We start from the raw sequence: 24,177 nt of genomic DNA on the forward strand, positions 1-24,177 counted from the left end.
GGGTTGATGATGGTTTTTGGAGTAATTACAAAGTCACTTCTTAGCCATTTGAGACATATTGGATTGATACCAAAAACCAGCTGGTTTATTTTTTAAGACTTTGTAGCTTTTGACTTTGTAAAACATGACTTTGTAAATTTTTAAGACTTTGTAGAAAAAACAAGTTATTAACCAACCTGCATTTAAAAATATATGTGGGTTTAAAATTTAGAAATTATGAAAAACAAAGTATTCAGTTTTCTTACCTTGATATTTCTTATGGGAAGTTTAACCAGTGCCACGATCTACCAAAAACCAGTAGAAGATGACTTTGGTAGGGCTTCCGATTGTGTTCGAATGTCACGTGGAGCTACTTTAGCTCTTGCCGATTTTGCGGGTGAAGATGCAAATGGCGATAATTTCGAATTTTACTTAGCTATATACATGACTATGTATGAAACATGTTTAGAAAATTAAAAACCTTAAAAAACATAAAAAATGAAAAAATTAAAATTTTTACTATTAATAGTGGCCTTCACTTTCAGTAATGGCATTAATGCTGACCAAAAAGACATAGAAGAATTCGAAGACGGAAAGGCTTCAGACTGTGTTAGAATGGCCAGAGAAGCCACATTACAGTTGGCTGATTTTATGGGTCAAGATGCAAATGGTGCTAATTTCGAAAGTTATTTAGCAGTATATAATGTTCTTTTTGAAGGATGTTATAATAGTTAATTATTGATTAACCAAGTTCAAATAGGACGTTAAACTCCTATTTGAACTATTTTAATTTACAACAGATGAGATATTTATTTCTTGTACTTTCTTTTTGTGCGACAAATTTATTTGCACAAAATTCTATTCAAGGTGAAATGACCTATTTAGTATCAATGGATAAAAATGATTTCAAAAAAGTAGAAAATCAAGACCCTAATGTATCTAAAAGAGTAAATGATTTAATTAAAAATTCTCACGACGTATATTTTATTTTATCATTTAATAAAAATGAGTCATTCTATAAAAAAAGTGAAGTGTTAAAAAATGATGCTCAGGGAAGCCTCAATTTAACTGAGATAATGGCAGGGAATAACAATACTTACTATCATAATAGTCAGGATAATAGCAATGTTATGGTGATGAATGTTGGTGGTAAAGATTATATTGTAAGTAAACCAAAAGTAGAGTGGAAATTATTAAAGGAATCTAAAATGATAGGTGAATTTTTGTGTTATAAAGCAATAGTTATGAATAATACTAACGATATTGTGGCTTGGTACGCTCCTTCAATTGCAGTAAATCATGGTCCAAATTCCTTTAACGGATTACCTGGGTTGATTTTAGAACTTAAAAACAATAAGCTTTCATACTTAGCTGAAAATATAAACCTAAAACCTAAGAAAGTAGAAGATATTTCAAGACCAATAAATGGTGAGAAGCTTACTTATGAGGAATTCAAAAAGAAATTTGGAGATGTTTTTAAAGAGTAACTTTTTGTGATGTATAGAGTAGTTAAAATTTCAATGCTGCTTCTATCAGCAGGATTTTCTTCTTACGCCCAACAAATCAAGGTTTCCGGCAAAGTAACTGACACCCTCCAAAACCCATTAGCCTACGCCAACATTTTAGCCATCCCAAAAAACGATAACGAGGATGTCAAATTTGCGATTACAGAGGAAAATGGCAGTTACAAACTTGGGCTTTCCAAAAACCAAACTTATAATTTAACAGTCAGTTTTCTTGGCTTTACACCACATACGCAAGTTTTAACCACTACAGAAGAAGACCTTATTCAAAATTTTACCCTTCAAGAAAACCTTAATCAATTGGACGAGGTGACCATCAATTACACGCCACCAATCGTAGTAAAAAAAGATACTATAACTTACGATGTCAGCAAATTTGTAACAGGTGAAGAACGCAAACTACGTGATGCACTAAAAAAATTACCAGGAGTAGAGGTAGATAGAGCGGGCAACGTTACAGTGCAGGGTAAAAAAGTGACCAAAGTATTGGTGGAAAACAAAACCTTTTTTACAGGCGACAGTAAATTGGCAGTCAATAATATTCCTGCAGATGCGGTGGACAAGGTTGAGATTTTGGACAACTACAACGAGGTTGCCATGTTAAAAGGGCTTCAGGATAGCGAGGATATGGCCATGAACATCAAGCTTAAGGAAGACAAAAAGAAATTTACATTTGGAGATGTTGAAGTGGGCGCAGCCATAAAAGAGCGTTACCTCATCCATCCCAACCTATTTTATTACAGCCCCAAAACCAATGTCAATTTTATTGGCGACCTCAACAACCAAGGTATAAAAAGCTTTAGTTTTAGTGACTATCTAGAATTTGAAGGTGGTTTTGGTAAACTCTTAAATGATGCTGGCAGCTATTTTGATTTATTTAATAGTGACTTTGCACAATATCTCAATAATCAAGATTATACCGCAAATATCAATCAGTTTGGTGCTTTAAATATACGGCAGTCCATTACTAATGTTACGGATATTAGTGGCTACATCATCAGTTCAAACAGTAAAACGGATACCGAAAGCGCTACAGTAAATGAGTATTTAAATACTAATGACCCATATTTTGAAACTAGAAATACTGCAAATAACTTCAATAATTTTTTTACCATTGGCAAAGTCACCCTCGATTATGACCCGAGTTTTGAAAATGATTTTGCCTATAACAGCTTTATAAAAGTGACCAATAATGACAGCCAAGGATTGATAAGCACCATCAACCCGATACTAGATAATACTATTGCAACACTTACAGACATCAAGGCTGTCAACCTTAAACAGAACGTTACGTACAGCCGGAAACTTTCAAAAGACCATACCCTAACCTTGGAAGCCACCTACAATTTTCAAAATGACAAACCTTTAACGGAATGGTTGACCAACCAGAAAATTTTACAAGGCTTGATCCCGCTAGAAGATGATGACCTTTATACTATTTTACAAACCAAACGAAGTCGTGCCCATACCGTCAACGCCATCACTAAAGACTATTGGGTGCTCAATAATTTTAACCATATTTATACGAGCGTTGGCGTCAATGCGGCTTTTAACAATTTTTATAATACAGATGAACAGTTGTTGAGTGATGGCACAAGCAACAATTTTAACTCGGCTGGTTTTGGGAATGATGTTGCTTACCAATTTGTAAACACGTTTGTAGGATTGGAATATAAGTTTCAAATTGGCATTGCCACGTTTAAACCAATGCTCTACACCCATTTTTACAGTTGGAATACCAAACAGTTTGACGAGCGCTTCAGCAACACCAAAGCATTACTGCTCCCACAATTCACCACCAAAATAGAATTTAACACTAGTAAAAAAATCAATTTTAAATACAGTCTTAACGCCCGTTTTCCAGGTATCGATCAACTTGCAAATAATTTTATTTTGAGCAATTTTAATAGTGTGTATAGAGGAAACACCACGTTAGAGAATCAATTGTACCATACCGTTAATTTGAGTTATTATAAATTCAGTCTTTTTAAGAATTTGAACCTGAATTTGAATACCTCTTTCAACAAAAAGGTAGCGCAATTTAAAAGCGTCACTCAATTACGAGGTATTGAACAGTTTAATACACTCATTATGTTTGATCAACCTGAACATAACTGGAACATTAGTGGTCAAATTTCAAAAAAAATTAACAAGATTCGCTATAAATTTCGCGGTAACTTCAGGTATAACGACTTTTATCAAATTTTGAATGATGATACAAATCTTAACATTTCAAAATCAATCTTATCAACTATAAGCGCAGAAACCTTCTTTAAAAATTATCCAAATATTGAAATAGGTTACACCAAGGATTTCAACAATTACCGCTCATTCAGTTCCACCAACGATTTTGAAAATGATAATTTCTTTGTTAACGTGCAATACGATTTTTTAAACGATTTTATATTTAAAGCAGATTATGCCTTTGACAGTTACCATAACAAAAGCAACAACGCCAAAAACACGTTTGACACGGCAAATGCTTCTTTATTTTATCAATTGGAAGATAGTCCTTGGGGATTTGAAATCAACGGCACGAATTTATTCAACACGACATTTAAACAACAGAACTCCTTCAACAATTTCTTGATCAGTGACAGCAAAACGTTTATTCTACCCAGGATTATAATGTTTAAGGTGGCTTACAAGCTATGAAAATTCCATATATGATAATCAGAGATAGTTCTTGAAACTTCGTGCATTAGATTGGTTGTTGATAAAAAACTCACCAGTCTTACTGAAAAAACTTACCAGTCTTACTGAGCCGAAATGAATTAAAATCAGAATATTAGCCTCACGGCACCCTAAGGTTGTGTCCTTTGTGGGAATTTGGGAAATTCAGAACCAAAACCCCAAATTAAACAACCAAGTACTTTTACCAAGTTCTGGAGTATAGGTGTATTTGGCTTCTAGTGGTCCTAAAAAAGTCTCCAATCCGTAACCAATGGCATAGCCCGTATAATCAGGTGCCGTGATCCAAGCACCAGACTTAAAAATGCCATAGCCAATATTGGCGTAATTGGCGGCAAATGTAATATGGTTCTTTTTGAAAATTTCATAATCCAAACTCAAGGTACCCTTTACAAAACTATCCCCGGTAAGTGCGACATAATCATAACCATAAAATGAAATAAAGTTGTTGATAAAGTTATTGCCGTAACCACCTAAGGCAAAATCTAGTGATTGTGTGCTGTTATCGCCAATTTTAAATCCGCCTTGGGTAAAAATATTTGCCGATAACTTGTCAGAGATCCCGAAGGCATATCCAATATCTGCTTTAGCGATAGAAAATTCATTAAAATCTTTATTGAAATGCGAGGCGTGAAAATAGAGATGAAAATCACCATTAAAATACACCCCATTTCTTGGATAATACTTATTGTCATATGTGTCTAATCGTAATGTTCCAAAAACACTCAAATAATCGGTATTTTCAAAAAATCGTTTCTCATCCTGCACATTGGAAAAGACCGTTTCTGATTTAATTTTTAAGCGCTTATGTTCACCACCAAAACTCAACGAAAAATCCTTTCTGAACAAGGTTTGGACATAAAATTGGTTGGTTTGATCTTCCAGTTCAATATCAATCTTATTCAATCCGGTTAGGGATTGCTCCTCATCATTTAAAAACAACTTTGCATTAACATTTCTGTTAAATTGGTTAAAGCGCGACCGTACCCCAACACTCCAATAAAAGCCTTTATCTATATAATACTCAAAATTGTAGCGCACATGATCTCCCAAAATCAAATCTAAAGACACCACATCATCATCTAGCAAGGCGCGTTTTTTTGTAAGGTTTATGAGTGCAGCACTTTTATAAAGATCATCATAGTGCAGTCCGAATTTTAAAAAGTTGGTGACATTACTTTCTTCTACTGTAGCCAATAAATTGAAAACGCTTGGTGTATTGGTCTTTTCAAATTCATAGTAGAACGTATTAAAATTGTTGGTAGCCACTAAATTATTAACGCCTTGATTAAAATCAGCATAACCCACTTTAGTGTTTTCATTAAGTTTCAATTTTCCCAAGATATAGGCACGTGTATATCTGTTATTTCCGTATATTTTAATGTCATTAATAGCAATACTATCTTTAGAAACAAGGTCCAACTCTATTTGTCTTGAAGTTTTATATTGTGGCAATTGTTTCAAATCATCCAACTTCAGTTTTGCTGCCTTTACACCACTTTCAATAATCTTCTTACCTTCACTAAAAGACACCACTGTATAATTTGTAATATCTGGCTTAATATAGATGTCCGTTTTTTCAGCTTTCTTTATCATATCACTAATAGTCCGATAGTTATTGATCTGAAGTAAAATGGAGGGCGCTGAATTTAAATCTTTGCGGGTGGACAATCCGTCCTGTACATCAACGCCAATAATAATGTCCATTCCTTTAGCCTTAAGTTCTTCAATAGGATAGTTGTTGATGACACCACCATCAATTAGCACCTGATCATTGATAATCACCGGTCGAAATAACGATGGAAATGCACCACTTGCAGTAACGGCTTGTGCTAAATTTCCTTGATCTAAAATGATGGCTTTCCCAGTTTCTACGTTAGTTGCCACACAAAAAAATGGAATGGGCAACTTGTCAAAATCCGGAATGTCGGTGACATGCAAAGTTAATTTTGACAGCAGATTGAATACGTTTTGACCTCTTGATAGTGCTGAAGGCAAATTCAACTTAAAGTTTGTGAATGGCAAGGTCACTATATATTTTTCAGAATTATCACGCTCGTAAAATGTTTTGGCCGACCGTGGTAAGTTATCATTAATGACATCATCAAAATTGAGAGATCTAAAAATGGAGTCCAATTGTTTTCCAGAATAGCCTGAAGCATATAGAGAACCTACCATGGCACCCATACTTGTGCCTGCAATATAATCAATCTTAATGTTGAGGCTGTCAATCACTTTTAAGACACCAATATGGGCAAACCCTTTGGCCCCACCACCACTCAGCACCAGACCTACTTTTGGTGCTGTTTGCTGTTTTTGGGGAATACTGTCTTGGGCCCCCATCAAAAAGCAAGTGCATAAAAAAAGAAGTGTAATGTGGATTTTATTTTTCAAATCGTGAGGGTTTCAACTTATAAGCCTTTAGGCCTGGAATAACGAGCTTAGGCTTTTGATATTTTATTTGTTGTAAAAGTCAAGAATCTTTTTTGCTCTTGACGCGCCTATAACGGACTCCAACTCTTCAAAGGTTGCATTACTGATTTTTTTAATGGTTTTAAATTGGGTCATCAACTCTACTATAGATTGCTCGCCAATACCTGAGATCAATTCCAACTCTGTACTCAGCGCTCCTTTGCTACGCCTATTGCGGTGGTGTTCAATACCAAAACGATGCGCTTCATTACGCAATTGCTGAATGATTTTTAAAGTCTCGCTTTTTTTATCTAAATATAATGGAATTGGATCATCTGGATAGAATAATTCCTCCAAACGTTTTGCAATTCCGATAATCGCAATTTTTCCTCTCAAATTTAGCAGCTCCAAGCTTTTCATTGCTGAAGAGAGCTGTCCTTTTCCACCATCAATAATAATAAGCTGCGGCAACGGCTGCTCTTCCTCCAACAAACGCTTATAACGCCGATAGACCACCTCTTCCATAGAAGCAAAGTCATCAGCACCAACAACAGTTTTGATATTAAAATGGCGGTAGTCCTTTTTACTCGGTTTACCATTTTTAAACACTACGCAAGCCGCCACCGGATTGGTACCCTGTATGTTTGAATTGTCAAAACATTCAATGTGTGTTGGCTCTTCATTGAGGCGTAAATCAGCTTTCATTTGTGCCATGATCCTATTGACGTGACGGTCAGGATCGGTGATTTTGACTTGTTTAAAACGCTCCATTCGGTAGTATTTGGCATTCCGTTCTGACAATTCTAAAATACGTTTCTTATCGCCCAATTTTGGGGTGCTGACTTTGATGTCTTCACCTAAATCTACTTCAAAAGGCACATAAACCTCTCTACTTGTAGAGTTGAAACGCTGTCTGATTTCTGTAATGGCCAATTGCAACAGCTCTTCATCAGTTTCATCCAACTTCTTTTTGATTTCCAAAGTATGTGAACGAATGATGGAACCGTAAGACAGTTGTAAGAAATTGACATAGCCATACCCTTCATCAGAAATGATTGAAAACACATCTACATTGCTGATTTTTGGATTGACCACCGTCGATTTTGCCTGATAATTTTGTAAAATATCCATCTTATCCTTGATGCGCTGTGCGTCCTCAAACTGCATAGCTTCAGCATGCGCCCTCATTTGTTGTTTAAATTGCGATAATGAATCTTTAAAGTTTCCTTTTAAAATTTCTCTAATGGCTGCAATGTTCTGATGATAATCTTCTTCAGATTGGTAGCCTTCACAGGGTCCTTTACAATTGCCCAAATGGTATTCTAAGCACACTCTAAATTTCCCGGCATCTATTTTATCCTGAGCCAAATCATAATTACAGGTTCTCAAGAGATACAAACCCTTGATCAAATCTAACAGGGTTTTTACAGTTTTCATGCTGGTATAAGGTCCAAAATATTCAGACCCATCTTTAAAAACGCGTCGTGTTGAAAACACCCTTGGGAAACGTTCTTTTTTGATGCAGATCCATGGATAGGACTTGTCATCTTTTAGCAACACATTATACCGCGGTTGGTATTTTTTGATCAGATTATTCTCCAGAAGCAGCGCATCTGTTTCGGTTTCTACAACGATGTGCTTGATGGTGACAATTTTTTTAACCAATACTTTGGTCTTGCCATAATCATGGTTTTTAGTAAAATAAGAACTGACCCGTTTCTTCAAATCCTTTGCCTTACCTACATACAAGATCTTATCATTGGCATCAAAATACTGATACACTCCAGGTTGATGGGGCAATGTTTGTAATTGGATTTCTAAAGTAGGCTTACTCATGCCCCAAAGATACTATATATCTAAAAACATATCAACCAATTATCTGAGTGCGTCTAAAACCCTACTGAACAAAATTTAAGTGATTTAAGTGAACGTTTGTTTTTTTATTACCTTGCGAGCCTAATTTAATTTTTTAGAATGCCCAAAAAAACAATAGGCAGAATTGACAAAGCTGATTTTCCAACCCTAGATTTATTTGGTATTGATATCAAAATAGACACGGGTGCTTACACCTCCTCCATTCATTGCCATAAGGTTTTGGTTGATAATGATGAGCTGGTCTGTTTGTTTTATGATGAGGGCCACCCGTACTATAACGGTAAGGAAATTAGATTTAAAGAATACACTTTTGCAAAAGTAAAAAGCAGCAACGGTGTGGTTCAAAAACGTTATAAAGTAAAGACCACCATTGTTTTATTTGAAAAAGAATACAGCATTTCATTGACTTTAAGCACAAGAGAAGACATGAAATATCCTATTTTGATAGGACGGAAATTTTTGACAAAAAAATTCATCGTTGATGTCACTCAAAAAGATGTATCTTTTAACAACAAAAAATAAATAAACATTTTTGTACCCCTTTTCACCTTAAAATTTTAATCCTAATAAATCAAAAATTTAAAGCCATCAAGCTCAATGAACATCATAATCCTATCCCGTAACCCTCATTTATATTCTACACAGCGCTTAGTAGAGGCCGCAAGACAGCGCAAGCACACTTGTGAAGTGATAGACCCTTTAAAGTGTGATATTATTATTGAAAAGAAAAATCCTGCCATTTTATATAAAGGTCGTATTTTAGAAAATGTAGATGCTATTATTCCTCGCATTGGTGCTTCTGTAACATTTTATGGAACTGCGGTGGTACGTCAATTTGAGATGATGAAGGTGTTTTCAGTAGTGGAATCTCAAGCCTTGGTAAGATCCCGAGATAAATTGAGAAGTCTTCAAGTACTTTCCCGCGCAGGCTTGGGGATGCCAAAAACCGTATTTTCCAATTATACAAAAGATGCATCAGAAGTAATTGCCTCTGTAGGGGGTGCGCCGTTGGTCATTAAACTTCTTGAAGGTACTCAAGGCCTGGGTGTTGTGTTGGCAGAAACCAATAACGCGGCAGAATCCGTAATTGAAGCTTTTCACGGTTTGCAAGCGCGTGTGATTATTCAGGAATTTATCAAAGAGGCTGGAGGTGCTGACATCAGAGCTTTTATAGTAGATGGCAATGTGGTTGGCGCCATGAAACGTCAAGGAAAAGAGGGCGAGTTTAGGTCTAATTTACACAGAGGTGGTACGGCACAAATTATTCAACTTACTGATGAAGAAGAAAATGCGGCCTTAAAAGCTGCAAAGTCACTCGGGTTGGGTGTTTGTGGGGTTGATATGTTACAATCGTCTCGTGGTCCCTTAATTTTAGAAGTTAATTCTTCACCGGGATTGGAAGGCATTGAAGCGGCCACCAAAAAAGATATCGCCAAAAGTATCATAAGATACATTGAACGCAACGTTTAAAACTATTTATGTCTGAAGACAGCAAAAATACCATTACAATTTTAGGGGAAGAAATCCCTTTGGGGGCCTCGAGAGAAATCAATTTTAATATTGCCAAACTCCATACCGCTACAAAAATTGAGATTCCCATTATTATTGAACGTTCAAAAATTCCGGGGCCCACCATTCTGTTTTCGGCAGGCATCCATGGTGATGAGATAAATGGGGTGGATATTGTGAGGCAACTGATTGCAAGACGCATCAATATGCCAAAACGGGGTACTATTATTTGCATGCCTATTTTGAACATCTTTGGGTTTTTGAGCAGTAAACGTGCTTTTCCTGATGGTCGTGATCTCAACAGGGTATTTCCAGGATCATCAAATGGCTCCTTGGCAAGTAGAGTGGCACATCGGCTTATGCATGAGATTATTCCTGAGGTGGATTTGATTATCGATTTTCATACCGGAGGGGCTAGCAGGTTCAATGCGGCACAAATTCGTATCGTAAGAAACCACCCTGAACTGGATGAATTGGCACGTATTTTTGGCGCGCCCTTTGTGTTGTACTCCAATCATATTTCAAAATCATTTAGAAATGCCTGTTTTCAGTTAGGGAAACCTATTTTATTGTATGAAGGCGGAAAATCATTTTACGTAGACAACAATATCTCAAAGGTTGGCGTGGAAGGTGTGAAGCGCATTTTAGCGCATTATGACATGTTGCATCATCGGATCAAAGCCTCTCCTCCCAAAATGCCCACTGTCTTTATTGAAGAAAGCAAATGGATCAGGGCCAAACAATCTGGCATGTTCAAATCAGCAGTGAATGTGAACGACAAGGTGGAGATTGATGATGTTCTGGGACAAATCACAGATCCTTATGGGAAAATTTATCACGAAGTGAAATCGAGTATTGAAGGGTATGTGATTAATGTGAATGAAGCTTCGTTGGTGTATCAAGGTGATGCGCTTTTTCATGTGACGAAGCAGGTGAGCTAATAAAAATAGTTGAAAATGCTAGACTCAAACCATCCGATTATTGGTATTTTATCAAGACATCATAAGGATTTTTGTATATCTAATGACCCAATTATTATCTATTTTTTCTAAAATATATAAACTAACACCGCCACCAATGTGTTCAGAATAATCTCCTACGGCTACTGCAGCTTTTGTAAACTCATCGTTAAATGACACTCTAGAAAAACTGATAATACCGGTAATGTTAAGCTCTTTTTTTTCTTGGATAGTTATTTTTTGTTTATCCCAAAAAATCAAATCATCATTTATTAATTCAGAAAGTTTGGCTTTGTCAATCTTATCTGATTTTTTAAGCCCTGATAGCCCTTGAACTAATTTCATGTATGAACTATCTAGACCCTTCTCTTCAAAAAGTTCCTTTGATTTATAAGCCATAAATTGATTAGAAATCTCATTTATATAATCAAAATCATAATAAACAAAATTTTCATTAATGGCATAATTGAATGTAAGAGGCTTTAGTTGAGAATAGTCAATATTGTCTTCTTCTTTGACCTCGTTATTGATAAGTGGCGGTGGTGGTGGAGGCGGTAATGTTTTAGGAATTCTTACAAAGACAGCAGCAACAACAGAAAGCTGGTCATCTGTTGAGGATTGTTTTGAAGAACAGCTAAATATTAAAATAGAGAGTAATGGAATTATAATTAGTCGCATGATAGATTGGTATTGGAATTAACAATATTTCGATAACCATCAAGTTTTGGAGGCCCTTCAATTCCTAATAAGTTGGATACATCCCATTTTCTTAGTCCGTCCCAAGCAAATGATTTGTAATAATCAATGGGATATCGGTTTCCATCCAATGTTCGTAATGCAGATGCAATTGGATTTATATAATTTAATGTCATATATGGATGATCTAAATGTTTTTCAGGGACTTCTGCTTCTTTATAAAATTTATACAATTGGAACAATCTTGCTCTATTATTTGGGTCTTCTCCAACCTGAAATCTATGAACATATCTAGCTATCTCTGCATGAATTCCTTCATGTAAAATTAAAGCTGCATCTTCTAAAATACTTCCGGACAATTGATCTATTGTAATAATTACTTCCCCTGTTGAGCCTATGCTCTGTGAGTTTGTGCAAGCGGAAGCACCAGAACTACAATTCCCGTTTTTTAATATGAGATCATATTTTGGGTCATCAATAAATTTACCTATCGTCTCCTTAAATAGATTGCTATTAGAATTTTTTAGTTTTTCGTACACACAAAGTGCCTTCCCTGTGAGCTCATTAACAACCTTAAAATCATCAATATCTCCACCCCCATCATTCCAATTCCATTCATCGCCGTCGCTATTTTCGTCTGGGCCATCGTCATAATCATCCTCTTCCCAAGGGTCATCCTCATCTCCCCATTCCCATTCTTCCTCATCTTCTTCCATTTTACCACAGGTGTCAATAAAGATAATATCTCCAGTACACATATCCTGCATGCCCATATAACAGCTATTACTACCACTTTGGCCGAGAGGACGCCAACAATCTGATGATCTATTACTGATATTTTGGTTGATTTTTTCATTCGTAGAGGTGAATCGAAAATATACAGAAAGATTATTTAAAATTTCTAATTCAATATCTTGTTCTCCTTTTGTTGATTTTGCATCAGATGATTCAAAAATTTTATAATTAACATTATCCTTTTTAAAATAGCCAATCAGTAATTTTACTTCCTTACTGTTTTTCATCGGTAAAATTAGCATTGGATGTTTATTAACCTTTTTTTGAACCACAAATACCTTATTTGATATCGTACCGTATTTACTTTTAAAACCCTCTTTTTTAGTGCTAAATTGTTCATGGCTATACCTATTCAGTTTAATTTTTAATTGTGTCTTTAAAAGGTCAACTTCACCTTTTATTTCAACATCAAAGATAGAGTCAACCAAGATTGTACTTTCTCGTATAGTTTTAGTTTCTTCTTGAACATAATTCTCAGAACAATTAAAGAATACTATGAGAAACCCGACGAAAATGATTTTTGATACCTAAACGTTCTTTTTTGACCATAATATTATGAATTTAGCAACTATTGAAAATATGAACTGAACTCTTTTAAAATTGAAACAGGCTTAAGTATAAACTAAAAAGGTTAAGTTTAAGTTACCCAGTTTGTATTCGTTGACATTGCAAATTAAATAATTTATTTGAAAAATAAAAACTAGTTTAATATAAGCGCCTATTATTTAGTCATTTATAAAAATTACTTTTGGTGGTTTATCCTAAAAAAACGTAATGAATGGATCTGGTGTTTGTGAGTTTTTTTAATAAGCTTCATCTGGTTGAAATCTAAATCATTTCAAAAAAATTAAATAACCATTTTTAATAGATATAAAATAGTATTTTTAGCTATGACCAAAACAGAATTAAGACAGCTCTACAAACAAAAGCGAAAGACGCTTTCCTCAGAGGCTATTGAAAACGGGAGCTTGGATATTTCCAATCAATTGCTAAAGCTCCCTATTTGGAACGCTTCATTTTATCATCTCTTTCTAAGCATTACCGAGCATAAGGAAATCAACACCGATTATATTCTGAACATTCTATCTGGAAAGGATAAAAATATCATCATTTCAAAAAGTGATTTTGAGAGCATAAAAATGACGCATTACCTTTTAATGGACAACACCATTATCAAAAAAAACAAATGGAACATCCCAGAACCTGTCGATGGAATTGAAATCGATACTGCTAAGATTGAGGTGGTTTTTGTTCCGCTTTTGGCATTTGACAAGCAAGGGCACCGCATTGGTTACGGGAAAGGATTTTATGATACCTTTTTATCTGAATGCGCTCCAGAAACCGTTAAAATTGGACTTTCGCTTTTTGAAGCAGAAGACTTGATTGAAGGCGTTTTTGAAAGTGATGTGGCGCTAGATTATTGTGTAACCCCTGATCATGTCTATTCATTTTCTACGAACACAGGAGCTTCAAGCTCCTCTTCCTCTTGATGAAATGCTTTTTTATTAAAAACAATCAATAGCCCTATGCCTGAGCTTATAGCCATATCAGCAACATTGAACACGGGTTCAAAAAATGTAAAATAATCGCCGCCAACAAACGGCATCCAATTGGGCAAAACACCCTGCCAAATAGGAAAATGCAGCATATCTACCACCTTCCCATGAAATAAGGTATCATATCCAGCTTCTGGCAAGAATGTGGCCACCTGACTGTGGCTGTCGTTAAATATTAGACCATAAAATACAGAGTCAATAATATTGCCCAGCGCCCCGGCAAAAATCAATGCAATGGCTACAATAAGAATTCTGGACCCTTTTTTCTTTACTGAAGTCACCAACCAATAGGCAATACCAACAACGGCAACAATGCGGAATATGGTTAACGCCAATTTGGCGGTCCTATCCGAGATTCCAGTAATGAAATCGCTCAGTTTGGTCCCCCAGGCCATCCCATCGTTTTCCACAAATAAAATCTGAAACCAATCAAACACCTCAATTCTATGGTGCAAAGCGAACTGCGTTTTAATGTAGAATTTACTGATCTGGTCAATCAATAGGATGACAATGATTAACAGGGTTGCTTTTTTTAGGGACATAACATTTCCCATGAAAGTGGGATTTTTTTTTATGACGATTATAACTGAAATTGCTTCTTAAGGCTAATTGTGATCATCTTATTCTAAGTGAATGTAAAAATAGCATTATTATTGAAAACCTTGCTTCTATACTAAAGATGGGATAAACAAAAAAAACACCTACTAAAATTGAAGTGTTTTTATATGTAATAGCAATCTAAACTTCAATTCACAAGTACCCCTTTTTTTTAAAAAAGGATTGTGTTACTGCTGCATATTCTTAGCTTCAATACTCAACGTGGCATGAGGCACAAGCTTTAAGCGCTCCTTCCCTATTAACTTACCAGTAACTCTACACACGCCAAATGTTTTGTTCTCTATGCGTATCAACGCGTTTTTAAGGTCGCGAATAAATTTCTCTTGACGAATTGCCAATTGCGAATTCGCTTCCTTACTCATGGTTTCACTGCCTTCTTCAAACGCTTTAAAGGTAGGTGATGTATCATCAGTACCATTATTGCCGTCATTCATGTACGCACTTTTTATAAGGTCTAAATCATGAATTGCTTTCTTTATCTTTTCTTGTATCAATACTTTAAATTCTGCTAAGTCTTTGTCAGAATATCTAATGTTTGCATCGTCAGCCATAATATTAAAATTTTTGAATAAACAACTTAGTATTTACGTCGTCAAAAGCAACTTCTATACCTTCATTTAGGTGTTCCACAATTTCCAACTCTTCGGTTAAGGTTTCGGTTTTTATGTACTCTAAATTCTTGTTTATTGCATTAATAATTTGTTCGTCTTTTTGAAAGTGTACTACAATCCTATCCGTAAGCTCATAACCGGAATCCTTTCTTAAATTTTGGATGCGGTTTACCAATTCTCTTGCAATCCCTTCTTTTCGTAATTCATCAGTGAGAGTAACGTCTAAAGCTACTGTAAGTGCTCCTGAACTTGCCACGAGCCAACCTTCAATATCTTGTGAGGTAATCTCTACATCTGAGAGTTCCAAAGTAATACTTTTTCCATTCACTTCAACGTCTAAAACACCGTTTTGTTCGATTTCCTTGATATCTTCAGCTGAAAAACGACCAATTAACTGAGCAACAGCTTTCATGTCTTGACCAAACCTGGGTCCGAGGACCTTAAAGTTAGGTTTTATATGCTTCACCAAAATATCAGAAGCATCTTCAAGCACCTCAATTTCTTTGACATTTACCTCCGATTTTATCAAATCAGCAACCGCTAAAATTTCATTTTTCTGAGACTCGCTTGAAATAGGTATCATGATTTTTTGAAGGGGCTGACGCACTTTGATCTTCTCTTTAGCCCTTAATGATAGTACCAGAGAAGATATGGTTTGTGCCGCTTCCATTTTATGCTCTAGTGCTTTATCAACAAAACGCTCATCAAACACAGGGAAATCTGATAAATGGACACTTTCAAAAGTCTCTTTTTTGGTAACTGCGTTCAAATCTAAATACAATCGGTCCATATAGAACGGAGCAATTGGTGCGCCCAATTTTGCAATGGTTACCATGCAGGTATACAAAGTTTGATATGCTGAAATTTTATCTTGTTGATAATCGCCTTTCCAGAAACGTCTTCTGCTTAAACGCACATACCAGTTGCTCAAATAATCTTGTGTAAAATCTGAAATGGCCCGCGCCGCTTTTGTTGGCTCATAATCTGCATAATACGCATCAACTTTCTGAATCAAGGTATGCAATTCAGATAAAATCCAACGGTCAATTTCTGGGCGATTTTCTAAAGGCATTTCCGCTTCAGAATAACTAAAGTTATCTAAATTGGTATAGAGTGTGAAAAAGGAATAAGTGTTATATAGCGTTCCGAAGAACTTTCGCTTCACCTCTTCAATCCCTTCCAAGTCAAACTTCAAGTTATCCCACGGATTGGCGTTTGCAATCATGTACCAACGCGTCGCATCTGCCCCATACACATCTAATGTTGTAAAAGGATCTACCGCATTGCCCAAACGTTTGGACATTTTTTGCCCATTTTTATCCAATACCAAACCATTAGAAACGACGTTTTTATAGGCTACAGAATCAAAGACCATTGTCGCAATAGCATGCATCGTATAAAACCAACCACGTGTTTGATCCACACCTTCTGCAATGAAATCAGCGGGAAAGGCCTGTTTTTTATCAATAAGGTCGGCTTCCTCAAACGGATAATGCCATTGTGCATAAGGCATCGCACCTGAATCAAACCAAACATCGATCAAATCTGCTTCTCGCTTCATTGGTTTGCCTGAAGGTGATACCAACACAATATCATCAACTATATTTTTATGCAAGTCTACTTTAGCGTAGTTCTCTTCAGACATATTGCCGATTTCAAAATCTGTGAAAATATCAGACGGCATAAATGCCATCTCTACGGATTTTTGCATCTCTGCTTTCAACTCTTCAACAGATCCAATAAAGATTTCCTCCTTACCATCTTCCGTTCTCCAAATTGGTAATGGAATTCCCCAATAACGGGAACGCGACAAATTCCAATCGTTAGCATTGGCCAACCAGTTTCCAAAACGACCGGTTCCTGTCGATTTTGGCTTCCAATTGATGGTATCATTCAATTCTACCATTCTGTCTTTCACATCAGTCACTTTAATAAACCAAGAGTCTAATGGGTAATACAAAATTGGCTTGTCAGTACGCCAGCAATTTGGGTAACTGTGTTTATATTTTTCGACCTTAAAGGCCTTGTTCTCATTTTTCAGTTTGAGGGCCAAACGCTCATCAACACTTAAGTATTCCTTAAGATTGGTAATCACGGATTTTAAACTGTCTTTTTGTTTTTCGTATTCCGTAACTAACTCCTCATCGCTGAGATATTCAGATTTTACATATTCTCCTGCAAAACCATACAGATCGTCTTTAATTTCCTTTCTAAAACGACCTTGCAAATCTACAAGTGGCACCAAATTGCCATGGTTATCTTTAACCAACAGTGGCGGAATTTCAGGCACCGCTTGTTTGGCCACCAAGGCATCATCTGCTCCAAAAGTTGGAGAGGTGTGAACGATTCCCGTACCATCTTCAGTGGTTACGAAGTCTCCAGAGATCACCCTAAATGCATTTTCTGGATGGTCATTTGGAAGTGCGTATTGCAATAACTGCTCGTAAGTAATGCCTACTAAATCTTTGCCTTTGAATTCTTTGACGATATAATAAGGAATCTTCTTATCGCCAGAAGTATATTCCAACAATTCGGGTTTTGACTCCACGTTCTTAAACTTACCATCAAATTGATTGTTAACCAAAGACTTTGCAAGGATGACATTTATGGGCTCAAACGTGTATTGATTATAGGTCTCGACCAAGACATAATCAATTTTTGCTCCAACCGTCAATGCGGTATTACTTGGAAGTGTCCACGGTGTGGTGGTCCAAGCTAAAAAGTAAATATCACCTTCATTCTTTAAAAAGTCGGGAAGTGAGGCTTCATTAGCCTTAAACTGTGCCACGACAGTAGTGTCTGTAACATCTTGATAAGTCCCTGGTTGGTTTAGCTCATGCGAACTTAATCCGGTACCCGCTTTAGGAGAATACGGCTGAATGGTATAGCCTTTATAAATCAGTTGTTTGTCATAGATTTGCTTTAACAACCACCAAACACTCTCCATATACTTAGGTTCATAGGTAATGTACGGATTGTCCATATCTACCCAATAGCCCATTTTTTCAGTAAGGTCATTCCACACATCAGTATAACGCATCACTGCTTTGCGACAAGCGGCATTATAATCTTTTACAGAGATGGTTTTTCCAATATCTTCCTTCGTAATACCGAGTTCTTTTTCGACACCAAGCTCAATCGGCAATCCATGTGTATCCCATCCGGCTTTACGTTTTACCTGAAATCCTTTCATGGTTTTGTAACGTGGAAAAATATCCTTAATGGCACGTGCCAATACGTGATGTACGCCAGGTAAACCATTTGCAGAAGGTGGTCCTTCAAAAAACACAAATGGGGTGCTCCCTTCTCTTGATGTTACGCTTTTATCGAAAATGCCATTTTCTTTCCAATAATTGCCGATTTGCTCTGCAATTTTTGGTAAGTCAAGTCCTTTATATTCAGTGAATTTACTGCTCATTATCTCATTAATTCTGATCGAAGTGCGAAATTAATGATTTTTGATAAAACAGAAGACCTAAAAGAGCGAAAATGAGTGCCTAGAGTTTTGGTTGCAAAAAGTAGCTATGAGTCCTTCCATTTATTGGTGAAAAACACCAACAAAGGCTAGAAAACACCAACAAAGGCTGGGTATTAATGTTCCTTTTGAAATGCTTTTTGAAAACGTTTCGCTTTCTCCAACAGCATTTTTTGTGCTGCAGCATCATATTTACTTTCAGAGATAATTTTGCCGTTCTGCACATACATCTTGCTTGGGCTACCTCCCAAATTGCCATCAATTAAAACCAGATCACCATCCTTGAAATAATAGGTTTCAGAAATGCTGGTGTTGGTGATTTCGATATTGTGAATTTTATAAAGACCCTTGGTTTGTGAATCAAAGAAAACAGTATACTTAAATTTGCCAATATCCTGAAATCCTTCTGTATCTGTCAAGGCGCCTTCTGTAACTTCTGTTTTGAAATTGGCATTGACCTCAACTTTTGAAATATAGGTATTGGTCTCTTTGGTTATGACGGACAGAGATTTGCTTGGTTTTGGGCCGCAGGACACAAATAGTGTTATGGCAAATAAGATTTGAAAGGCTTTTGTTTTCATATATTAATTATGATTTAAATTTACGTTAAAGATGTTTATTGATTCAAAGTAAGTTCGTTTAACTAAACTAAAAACCCCACCAAATCTTCAATTTTAGAAATCAATTCAATTTTAATACCCGTGTTTTGAAGTGCTATTTTATTGTATTTGGAAACAAAGATAGTGGTAAACCCCAATTTTTCAGCCTCCAAAATACGCTGTTCCACACGTTGCACCGGTCTGATTTCTCCAGAAAGCCCAACTTCAGCGGCAAAGCAATAATCTTTAGGAATGGCGACATCTTCATTTGAGGATAACACGGAGGCAACCACAGCCAAATCAATGGCCGGATCATCTACTGAAATACCTCCAGTAATATTTAAGAACACATCTTTGGCGCCCAATCTGAATCCGGCACGTTTTTCTAACACCGCCAACAGCATATTTAAGCGTTTGGCATTAAACCCTGTGGCCGATCGTTGCGGGGTTCCATAAACTGCGGTACTGACCAAAGCTTGCACTTCAATCATCAAAGGCCGCATGCCTTCCAATGTAGATGCAACGGCGTTCCCAGATAGTTCTTCATCCTTTTTGGAAATCAATATTTCTGACGGATTGGAAACTTCGCGAAGACCAGATCCTTGCATTTCATAAATGCCCAATTCATTGGTAGAACCAAAACGGTTTTTATGTGCTCTTAAAATTCTAAAAACATGATTACGGTCGCCTTCAAATTGCAAAACGGTATCTACCATGTGTTCCAAAATTTTTGGCCCAGCAATATTCCCATCCTTGGTGATATGCCCGATTAAGATAACCGGTGTTGCTGTTTCTTTCGCAAATTTGATAAGCTCCGTCGTGCATTCCTTAATTTGAGAGATGCTCCCCGATGATGACTCAATATAATCACTATGCAGGGTTTGGATAGAATCAATAACCACGATATCTGGTTCCAAAGCTTCAATTTGTTTGAAGATATTTTGAGTTTTGGTTTCTGTCAGAATATAGCAATTATTACTACTGGGATAGATGCGTTCTGCTCGCATTTTTATTTGTTGCTGGCTTTCTTCACCAGAAACATAAAGTGTTTTATAAGGAAGTTTTAATGAAATTTGAAGCAACAACGTACTCTTGCCTATTCCTGGCTCACCACCCAATAAAATTAAAGATCCCGGAACGATCCCACCACCGAGTACGCGGTTGAATTCTTCATCTTCCGTATTCATTCGTGCTTCCTGAGAAACGTCAATTTCGTTAATTCGTAAGGGTTTTGACGTTCGCTTTGTTGCAGATGTTGGTGTTTTCCAATCTGATTTCTCTTCTTTTTGGATGACTTCTTCAACAATAGTATTCCATTCTTTACAGGCCGTACACTGTCCTTGCCATTTAGAATATTGGCTGCCACAGTTTTGACAAAAGAAGGTTGTTTTTATTTTAGCCATGCTTCAAAGTTTGGGCTAAAATAAAACTATTTGCGGTATTAATTCTTAATATAAATGGGAATTGAAGCGTTACTAATTGTCACTATCGCTTTCATTATCATCAGTGGCCAAGGTAAGACCTTCAACCTTATTGAGGATCAGATCTTTGTTGATATGCGCAGTAGATTCTAAGTCTAATGCTGCCTCGTAGAGCTTTTTAGCTTTTTTGGTCTTACCAAGTTTCTCAGCATGTAACGCCATGTAGTAGGTGCCATATGACGTGGTAGGATCTTGCTTATTGGCCAACTTGCCTATTTTTTCAAGTGATGCAATGTCATCACGTTGAATAGCGGCTTTTACAATTTTTTCAAATTCATCTTCAGAGATGGGCTTATGAATCCCGAAAAGATCTTCAATCTTTTGGTAGCGATTGCTGATATAAGTGTCTAAGGTACCATCGTAGGTTAGAATGTCTTCTTGAAATTCTCTATCACTAATTGGTTTGTACAATTCAAATATTTTGTCCAAAGCTTTTGACAGGGCTCCAGTAACCAAAGTGTAGTGGGAATCTCCAGTAAAATCATCATAATAATACTTCAAAGCTTTGTTATCTACCTGTTGTAATTTCTGATTGGCATCAAGAATACCACCTCTGAGTGGCGCAATATCATCATCACTCGTTACCATATAGTAAAAAATATCCTCCTTTAACCATGTTAATCTATTGCTGATATTGGCAGCCATTTGGCCCTTAAAATCCGGACTCAAATTAACGTAAGCTTTAAATAATGGGTCATCTTTTAGCAAAAAGGCATTTATAAAATTGCCCATAAGATCATGCCCAACCGCGACTTTGAATTTGCTTGTGTTGTAATTTTTATCAATATAAGGCATTAATTCTGCCGTGATAAATTCATAAAATCTGGCACCAAACTCAATTGGCAGTCCTGTAACTTCATCATGATAACTGTCATAAAAACGTTCTTTTCCTTGAACCAAGCCCACAATTATGGCTTCTGGCATTTTGTCAAAATAGGTTTGAAATGCCACTTGCCCAACCACTGGCTCAAACAGATAATCGCCATCAAAAACCAAAATAACTGGATATTTCAGATCTGAATCCGCGTCATAATTCTTCGGAAGTCGGATCTTTAAATCTCTCGTTGCATTTAACTTTCGGGATTCAAATTTCTCATAAATGGTTTGTGCGCTAATAGATACTGTGCACAATAGGATGGAAAGAAAAAGTAGGGCTTTTTGCATCGCAATGTAGGTTTGAGGTTTGGGATTGTAAATATATACAAATAGAGTTGATCTGTATAAAATATTCGATGAAGTGCACTCTTGTGTTAATTTTATTCTTTTATAGAATAAATTTTATCCAACAAAACGTCCTTATCAATAAAATCAGACGGCTTTAAAAGAAGACCTGACTGGTAATACTGTAGAGCCTTTTTCATGTTGTTTTCCTTTTCATAGTACATGCCGGTATAATAGGCACTGATCATGGATTCAGGATATTCTTGCCGTGCCAATTTTGACAAGTCCTTGAGGGCATCAAGATTGTCCAGTTTGTTAGCAGCGGCGGCAATTGCCTTTATATCGTTCTCGACTAGCTTCTTCTCAAATCCGTAGAAAAACTCTATATCATCATACTTTTTTTCGAGATATTTGAATGGGCCTTCCTGGTAGGTCAACACCTGATCAGTATATTCTTGTTTATTGATAGGTTTATAAAGCGCGAATATTTCATTTAAGGCCTTCGGGATGCCAAGACCAACTAGGGAGTAGTGGTCGGCATCCTTGAAATCATCAAATCTATAATGCACTTTCGGATTATTCAATGCGGCTAATTGAGTATTATGGTTCACTATTTTTTCCTTCAAATCAGTCACATCATTTTCTGCACTGGCTAAATAATAGAACGTATCAGTCGTCATGGTAGTCAGACGTTCCTGAACTCTATTGGCCATCTCAGGAGCCAAATCAGGACTGAACAAAATAAATGCTCTAAAAAGAGGATCGTCCTTAAATAAAAAATAGTTGATGAAGTTCGCACTCAAATCATGCCCTGCGATGACTCTAAATTTTGAAACATTGTATTTGCTTTCAATGTAAGGAATCAGTTCCATACCAATAAACTCGTAAAAAGAAGCACCTTCATGGGCTGGAAAGTAGATTTCCTTATCATAGAAAAGATCTTTATCACGACTCGCAACTTGATTGATGCCAACCACAATGCATTTGGGCATCTCTCCCCAGTAGGCCTGATAATCTAAATTACCCGCAAAAGGCTCAAATAAATAATCCCCATCCAAAACAATGATTAATGGATATTCAGTCTTTTCTTCAGAATTGTAATTGCGCGGCAGCTGAATTTTTAGTTCTCTCGTTTCTCCTAATTTAGAAGAACTAAAGGGTTCATAAATAACCTGAGCATCTATAGAGATGCTGACGAGAAAGATCAGAAGCAACGTTAACTTTTGCATAAAATTGGGGATTTTTATAAACTGAGGCAAGTTAAAAAAATATTCGGTTTGTTCAACTATGACTCTTTATTATGTTCTTTGCACCCTAAAGCTACTTAGTTCCCTTTAGTTTGTTATTGTAAATAGGTAAAAACAAGAATGATAAACTGCCCACTATCATGACCATCAATGTTTGGGAAGCCCAAATGATCCACCCAAAGGCAATGCTAGGATTTTCTGGAATATCATAAAGCGAAAATGCCACACCTATGGCCAATGGATATACAAAGATACCGCCATTAGTGGCCGCCATAGTAAAACTTCCGGCTATAAATGCTATGAGAAGCGCACCTATGGAAACGCCATGTAAATCTTGTACAGCAAAGGTCGTCACATAAAACATGAGCAGATACATGATCCAAATAAAAAGGGTATGAAAAATAAAGGCCCATTTATGTTCCATCTTGAAGATACTCAAGATACCTTCCAACAAGCCCATCACAAAATGTCTGACTTTAACCGCTATTTTTGACTGGCTGTTCTTTAAATACAAGAAAAGAAGGACGCACATTACAATCCCGATAACTCCTAACAAGATGAGTTTTTTTGGCTGAAAGGATTTTTCCAATAGCGCAAAAATAAAATCGAATTGAATGAGGAAAGTGACACCTACAATACCAAGAAGAATAATAAAATCAGCCATTCTTTCGGCAATAATGGTCCCAAAGCTTTTTTGAAAAGGCACGCCTTCATAATTGGTGAGCACCGCTGCTCTTAAAACCTCACCTGATCTCGGAATGCCATAATTTGCCAAATAGGTGATAAAAACGGCCATGATGCTATTGGGCAGTTTTACGCTGTAGCCCATGGGCGCCAATAAATAGTTCCATCTGTAAGCTCTGGATAAATTGCTGAGAAAACCCAGGAGCATCCCTAAAACAATCCAACTGTAATTGGCCGATTTGAAATACGGAATGATTTTATCAACAGGTAGTTTAGAAAACGTATACCACCCAAAAAAACAAGCAC

The 24,177-nt window shown here is 36.4% G+C and carries 20 protein-coding genes; 8 read left to right on the forward strand and 12 right to left on the reverse strand.

Features of this window, described 5'->3' with window-relative positions:
- The first annotated feature begins 216 nt into the window (after positions 1 to 216).
- The 4 genes from A9996_RS16845 to A9996_RS16860 all read left to right on the forward strand — a co-directional run bounded on the left by A9996_RS16845 (position 217) and on the right by A9996_RS16860 (position 4,157).
- Positions 217 to 456 (forward strand): hypothetical protein, encoded by a 240-nt coding sequence (locus A9996_RS16845; protein WP_066437898.1) that lies wholly within the window; start codon positions 217 to 219, stop codon positions 454 to 456.
- A 21-nt stretch (positions 457 to 477) separates the two neighbouring features.
- Positions 478 to 714: a hypothetical protein gene (locus A9996_RS16850; RefSeq protein ID WP_066437900.1), complete on the forward strand. Its 237-nt coding sequence runs from the start codon at positions 478 to 480 to the stop codon at positions 712 to 714.
- Positions 715 to 779: 65 nt separating this feature from the next.
- Positions 780 to 1,466: a GLPGLI family protein gene (locus tag A9996_RS16855; protein WP_066437902.1), complete on the forward strand. Its 687-nt coding sequence runs from the start codon at positions 780 to 782 to the stop codon at positions 1,464 to 1,466.
- A 9-nt stretch (positions 1,467 to 1,475) separates the two neighbouring features.
- A complete protein-coding gene (locus A9996_RS16860; protein ID WP_066437905.1) occupies positions 1,476 to 4,157 on the forward strand; it encodes a carboxypeptidase-like regulatory domain-containing protein in 2,682 nt (893 codons plus the stop codon).
- Positions 4,158 to 4,340: 183 nt separating this feature from the next.
- Here A9996_RS16860 and A9996_RS16865 read toward each other — a convergent pair whose 3' ends face one another.
- Positions 4,341 to 6,587, reverse strand: coding sequence for a patatin-like phospholipase family protein (locus tag A9996_RS16865; RefSeq protein WP_317047113.1), 2,247 nt, complete (start codon positions 6,585 to 6,587; stop codon positions 4,341 to 4,343).
- 63 nt (positions 6,588 to 6,650) lie between these two features.
- Positions 6,651 to 8,441: an excinuclease ABC subunit UvrC gene (uvrC, locus tag A9996_RS16870; protein WP_066437911.1), complete on the reverse strand. Its 1,791-nt coding sequence runs from the start codon at positions 8,439 to 8,441 to the stop codon at positions 6,651 to 6,653.
- Between the two features lie 138 nt (positions 8,442 to 8,579).
- On the opposite strand from uvrC, the gene A9996_RS16875 reads away from it, so the two are divergent.
- The 3 genes from A9996_RS16875 to A9996_RS16885 all read left to right on the forward strand — a co-directional run bounded on the left by A9996_RS16875 (position 8,580) and on the right by A9996_RS16885 (position 10,930).
- Positions 8,580 to 9,002: an ATP-dependent zinc protease family protein gene (locus A9996_RS16875; protein WP_066437916.1), complete on the forward strand. Its 423-nt coding sequence runs from the start codon at positions 8,580 to 8,582 to the stop codon at positions 9,000 to 9,002.
- A gap of 75 nt (positions 9,003 to 9,077) precedes the next feature.
- Positions 9,078 to 9,950, forward strand: a complete 873-nt coding sequence (gene rimK / locus A9996_RS16880; protein ID WP_066437919.1) for a 30S ribosomal protein S6--L-glutamate ligase — start codon at positions 9,078 to 9,080, stop codon at positions 9,948 to 9,950.
- 8 nt (positions 9,951 to 9,958) lie between these two features.
- Positions 9,959 to 10,930 carry a succinylglutamate desuccinylase/aspartoacylase family protein gene (locus A9996_RS16885; protein WP_066437921.1) on the forward strand — a complete coding sequence of 324 codons (972 nt, stop codon included), beginning with the start codon at positions 9,959 to 9,961 and terminating at the stop codon, positions 10,928 to 10,930.
- Between the two features lie 51 nt (positions 10,931 to 10,981).
- Here the strand turns inward: A9996_RS16885 and A9996_RS16890 are convergent, their stop codons facing one another.
- A complete protein-coding gene (locus A9996_RS16890; RefSeq protein ID WP_066437923.1) occupies positions 10,982 to 11,626 on the reverse strand; it encodes a hypothetical protein in 645 nt (214 codons plus the stop codon).
- Entirely contained in the window at positions 11,617 to 12,867 is a 1,251-nt protein-coding gene (locus A9996_RS16895) for a hypothetical protein (RefSeq protein WP_066437926.1), read from the reverse strand. Before A9996_RS16895 ends, A9996_RS16890 begins: the two co-directional genes overlap by 10 nt.
- Positions 12,868 to 13,329: 462 nt before the next feature.
- Here A9996_RS16895 and A9996_RS16900 point away from each other — a divergent pair, with 462 nt between their 5' ends.
- The gene (locus A9996_RS16900) at positions 13,330 to 13,929 is read left to right on the forward strand and encodes a 5-formyltetrahydrofolate cyclo-ligase (protein WP_066437929.1); all 600 of its coding nucleotides are present in this window, start codon (positions 13,330 to 13,332) and stop codon (positions 13,927 to 13,929) included.
- Here the strand turns inward: A9996_RS16900 and A9996_RS16905 are convergent.
- From A9996_RS16905 to A9996_RS16940, 8 genes are all read right to left on the reverse strand, one after another.
- Positions 13,881 to 14,537 (reverse strand): lipoprotein signal peptidase, encoded by a 657-nt coding sequence (locus A9996_RS16905; RefSeq protein ID WP_066437947.1) that lies wholly within the window; start codon positions 14,535 to 14,537, stop codon positions 13,881 to 13,883. The two genes, A9996_RS16900 and A9996_RS16905, sit on opposite strands and share 49 nt — an antisense overlap.
- A gap of 243 nt (positions 14,538 to 14,780) precedes the next feature.
- A complete protein-coding gene (locus tag A9996_RS16910; protein WP_066437931.1) occupies positions 14,781 to 15,164 on the reverse strand; it encodes a TraR/DksA family transcriptional regulator in 384 nt (127 codons plus the stop codon).
- A 4-nt stretch (positions 15,165 to 15,168) separates the two neighbouring features.
- Positions 15,169 to 18,642 (reverse strand): isoleucine--tRNA ligase, encoded by a 3,474-nt coding sequence (gene ileS, locus A9996_RS16915; protein ID WP_066437933.1) that lies wholly within the window; start codon positions 18,640 to 18,642, stop codon positions 15,169 to 15,171.
- Positions 18,643 to 18,815: 173 nt separating this feature from the next.
- The gene (locus A9996_RS16920; RefSeq protein ID WP_066437935.1) at positions 18,816 to 19,280 is read right to left on the reverse strand and encodes a hypothetical protein; all 465 of its coding nucleotides are present in this window, start codon (positions 19,278 to 19,280) and stop codon (positions 18,816 to 18,818) included.
- Between the two features lie 62 nt (positions 19,281 to 19,342).
- The gene (radA, locus tag A9996_RS16925; protein ID WP_066437938.1) at positions 19,343 to 20,701 is read right to left on the reverse strand and encodes a DNA repair protein RadA; all 1,359 of its coding nucleotides are present in this window, start codon (positions 20,699 to 20,701) and stop codon (positions 19,343 to 19,345) included.
- Between the two features lie 72 nt (positions 20,702 to 20,773).
- On the reverse strand, positions 20,774 to 21,943 hold the full coding sequence (locus tag A9996_RS16930) for an alpha/beta hydrolase (RefSeq protein WP_066437941.1): 1,170 nt from the start codon (positions 21,941 to 21,943) through the stop codon (positions 20,774 to 20,776).
- Between the two features lie 92 nt (positions 21,944 to 22,035).
- Positions 22,036 to 23,169 carry an alpha/beta hydrolase gene (locus A9996_RS16935; RefSeq protein ID WP_066437944.1) on the reverse strand — a complete coding sequence of 378 codons (1,134 nt, stop codon included), beginning with the start codon at positions 23,167 to 23,169 and terminating at the stop codon, positions 22,036 to 22,038.
- 91 nt (positions 23,170 to 23,260) lie between these two features.
- Positions 23,261 to 24,177, reverse strand: a 917-nt coding sequence (locus A9996_RS16940; protein WP_248912371.1) for a lysylphosphatidylglycerol synthase transmembrane domain-containing protein, incomplete at its 5' end; no start/stop codon positions are given.

Source organism: Gelidibacter algens (genome assembly GCF_001678675.1).
GTDB lineage: Bacteria > Bacteroidota > Bacteroidia > Flavobacteriales > Flavobacteriaceae > Gelidibacter > Gelidibacter algens.

Excerpts from the sequence above, each read along its gene's own strand:
- A9996_RS16910 (WP_066437931.1), bottom strand. The coding sequence starts at position 15,164 with ATGGCTGACGATGCAAACATTAGATATTCTGACAAAGACTTAGCAGAA.
- A9996_RS16920 (WP_066437935.1), bottom strand. The coding sequence starts at position 19,280 with ATGAAAACAAAAGCCTTTCAAATCTTATTTGCCATAACACTATTTGTG.
- A9996_RS16860 (WP_066437905.1), top strand. The coding sequence starts at position 1,476 with ATGTATAGAGTAGTTAAAATTTCAATGCTGCTTCTATCAGCAGGATTT.
- uvrC (WP_066437911.1), bottom strand. The coding sequence starts at position 8,441 with ATGAGTAAGCCTACTTTAGAAATCCAATTACAAACATTGCCCCATCAA.
- A9996_RS16845 (WP_066437898.1), top strand. The coding sequence starts at position 217 with ATGAAAAACAAAGTATTCAGTTTTCTTACCTTGATATTTCTTATGGGA.
- A9996_RS16885 (WP_066437921.1), top strand. The coding sequence starts at position 9,959 with ATGTCTGAAGACAGCAAAAATACCATTACAATTTTAGGGGAAGAAATC.
- A9996_RS16930 (WP_066437941.1), bottom strand. The coding sequence starts at position 21,943 with ATGCAAAAAGCCCTACTTTTTCTTTCCATCCTATTGTGCACAGTATCT.
- A9996_RS16890 (WP_066437923.1), bottom strand. The coding sequence starts at position 11,626 with ATGCGACTAATTATAATTCCATTACTCTCTATTTTAATATTTAGCTGT.
- A9996_RS16900 (WP_066437929.1), top strand. The coding sequence starts at position 13,330 with ATGACCAAAACAGAATTAAGACAGCTCTACAAACAAAAGCGAAAGACG.
- radA (WP_066437938.1), bottom strand. The coding sequence starts at position 20,701 with ATGGCTAAAATAAAAACAACCTTCTTTTGTCAAAACTGTGGCAGCCAA.
- A9996_RS16935 (WP_066437944.1), bottom strand. The coding sequence starts at position 23,169 with ATGCAAAAGTTAACGTTGCTTCTGATCTTTCTCGTCAGCATCTCTATA.
- A9996_RS16875 (WP_066437916.1), top strand. The coding sequence starts at position 8,580 with ATGCCCAAAAAAACAATAGGCAGAATTGACAAAGCTGATTTTCCAACC.
- rimK (WP_066437919.1), top strand. The coding sequence starts at position 9,078 with ATGAACATCATAATCCTATCCCGTAACCCTCATTTATATTCTACACAG.
- A9996_RS16855 (WP_066437902.1), top strand. The coding sequence starts at position 780 with ATGAGATATTTATTTCTTGTACTTTCTTTTTGTGCGACAAATTTATTT.
- ileS (WP_066437933.1), bottom strand. The coding sequence starts at position 18,642 with ATGAGCAGTAAATTCACTGAATATAAAGGACTTGACTTACCAAAAATT.
- A9996_RS16905 (WP_066437947.1), bottom strand. The coding sequence starts at position 14,537 with ATGTCCCTAAAAAAAGCAACCCTGTTAATCATTGTCATCCTATTGATT.
- A9996_RS16850 (WP_066437900.1), top strand. The coding sequence starts at position 478 with ATGAAAAAATTAAAATTTTTACTATTAATAGTGGCCTTCACTTTCAGT.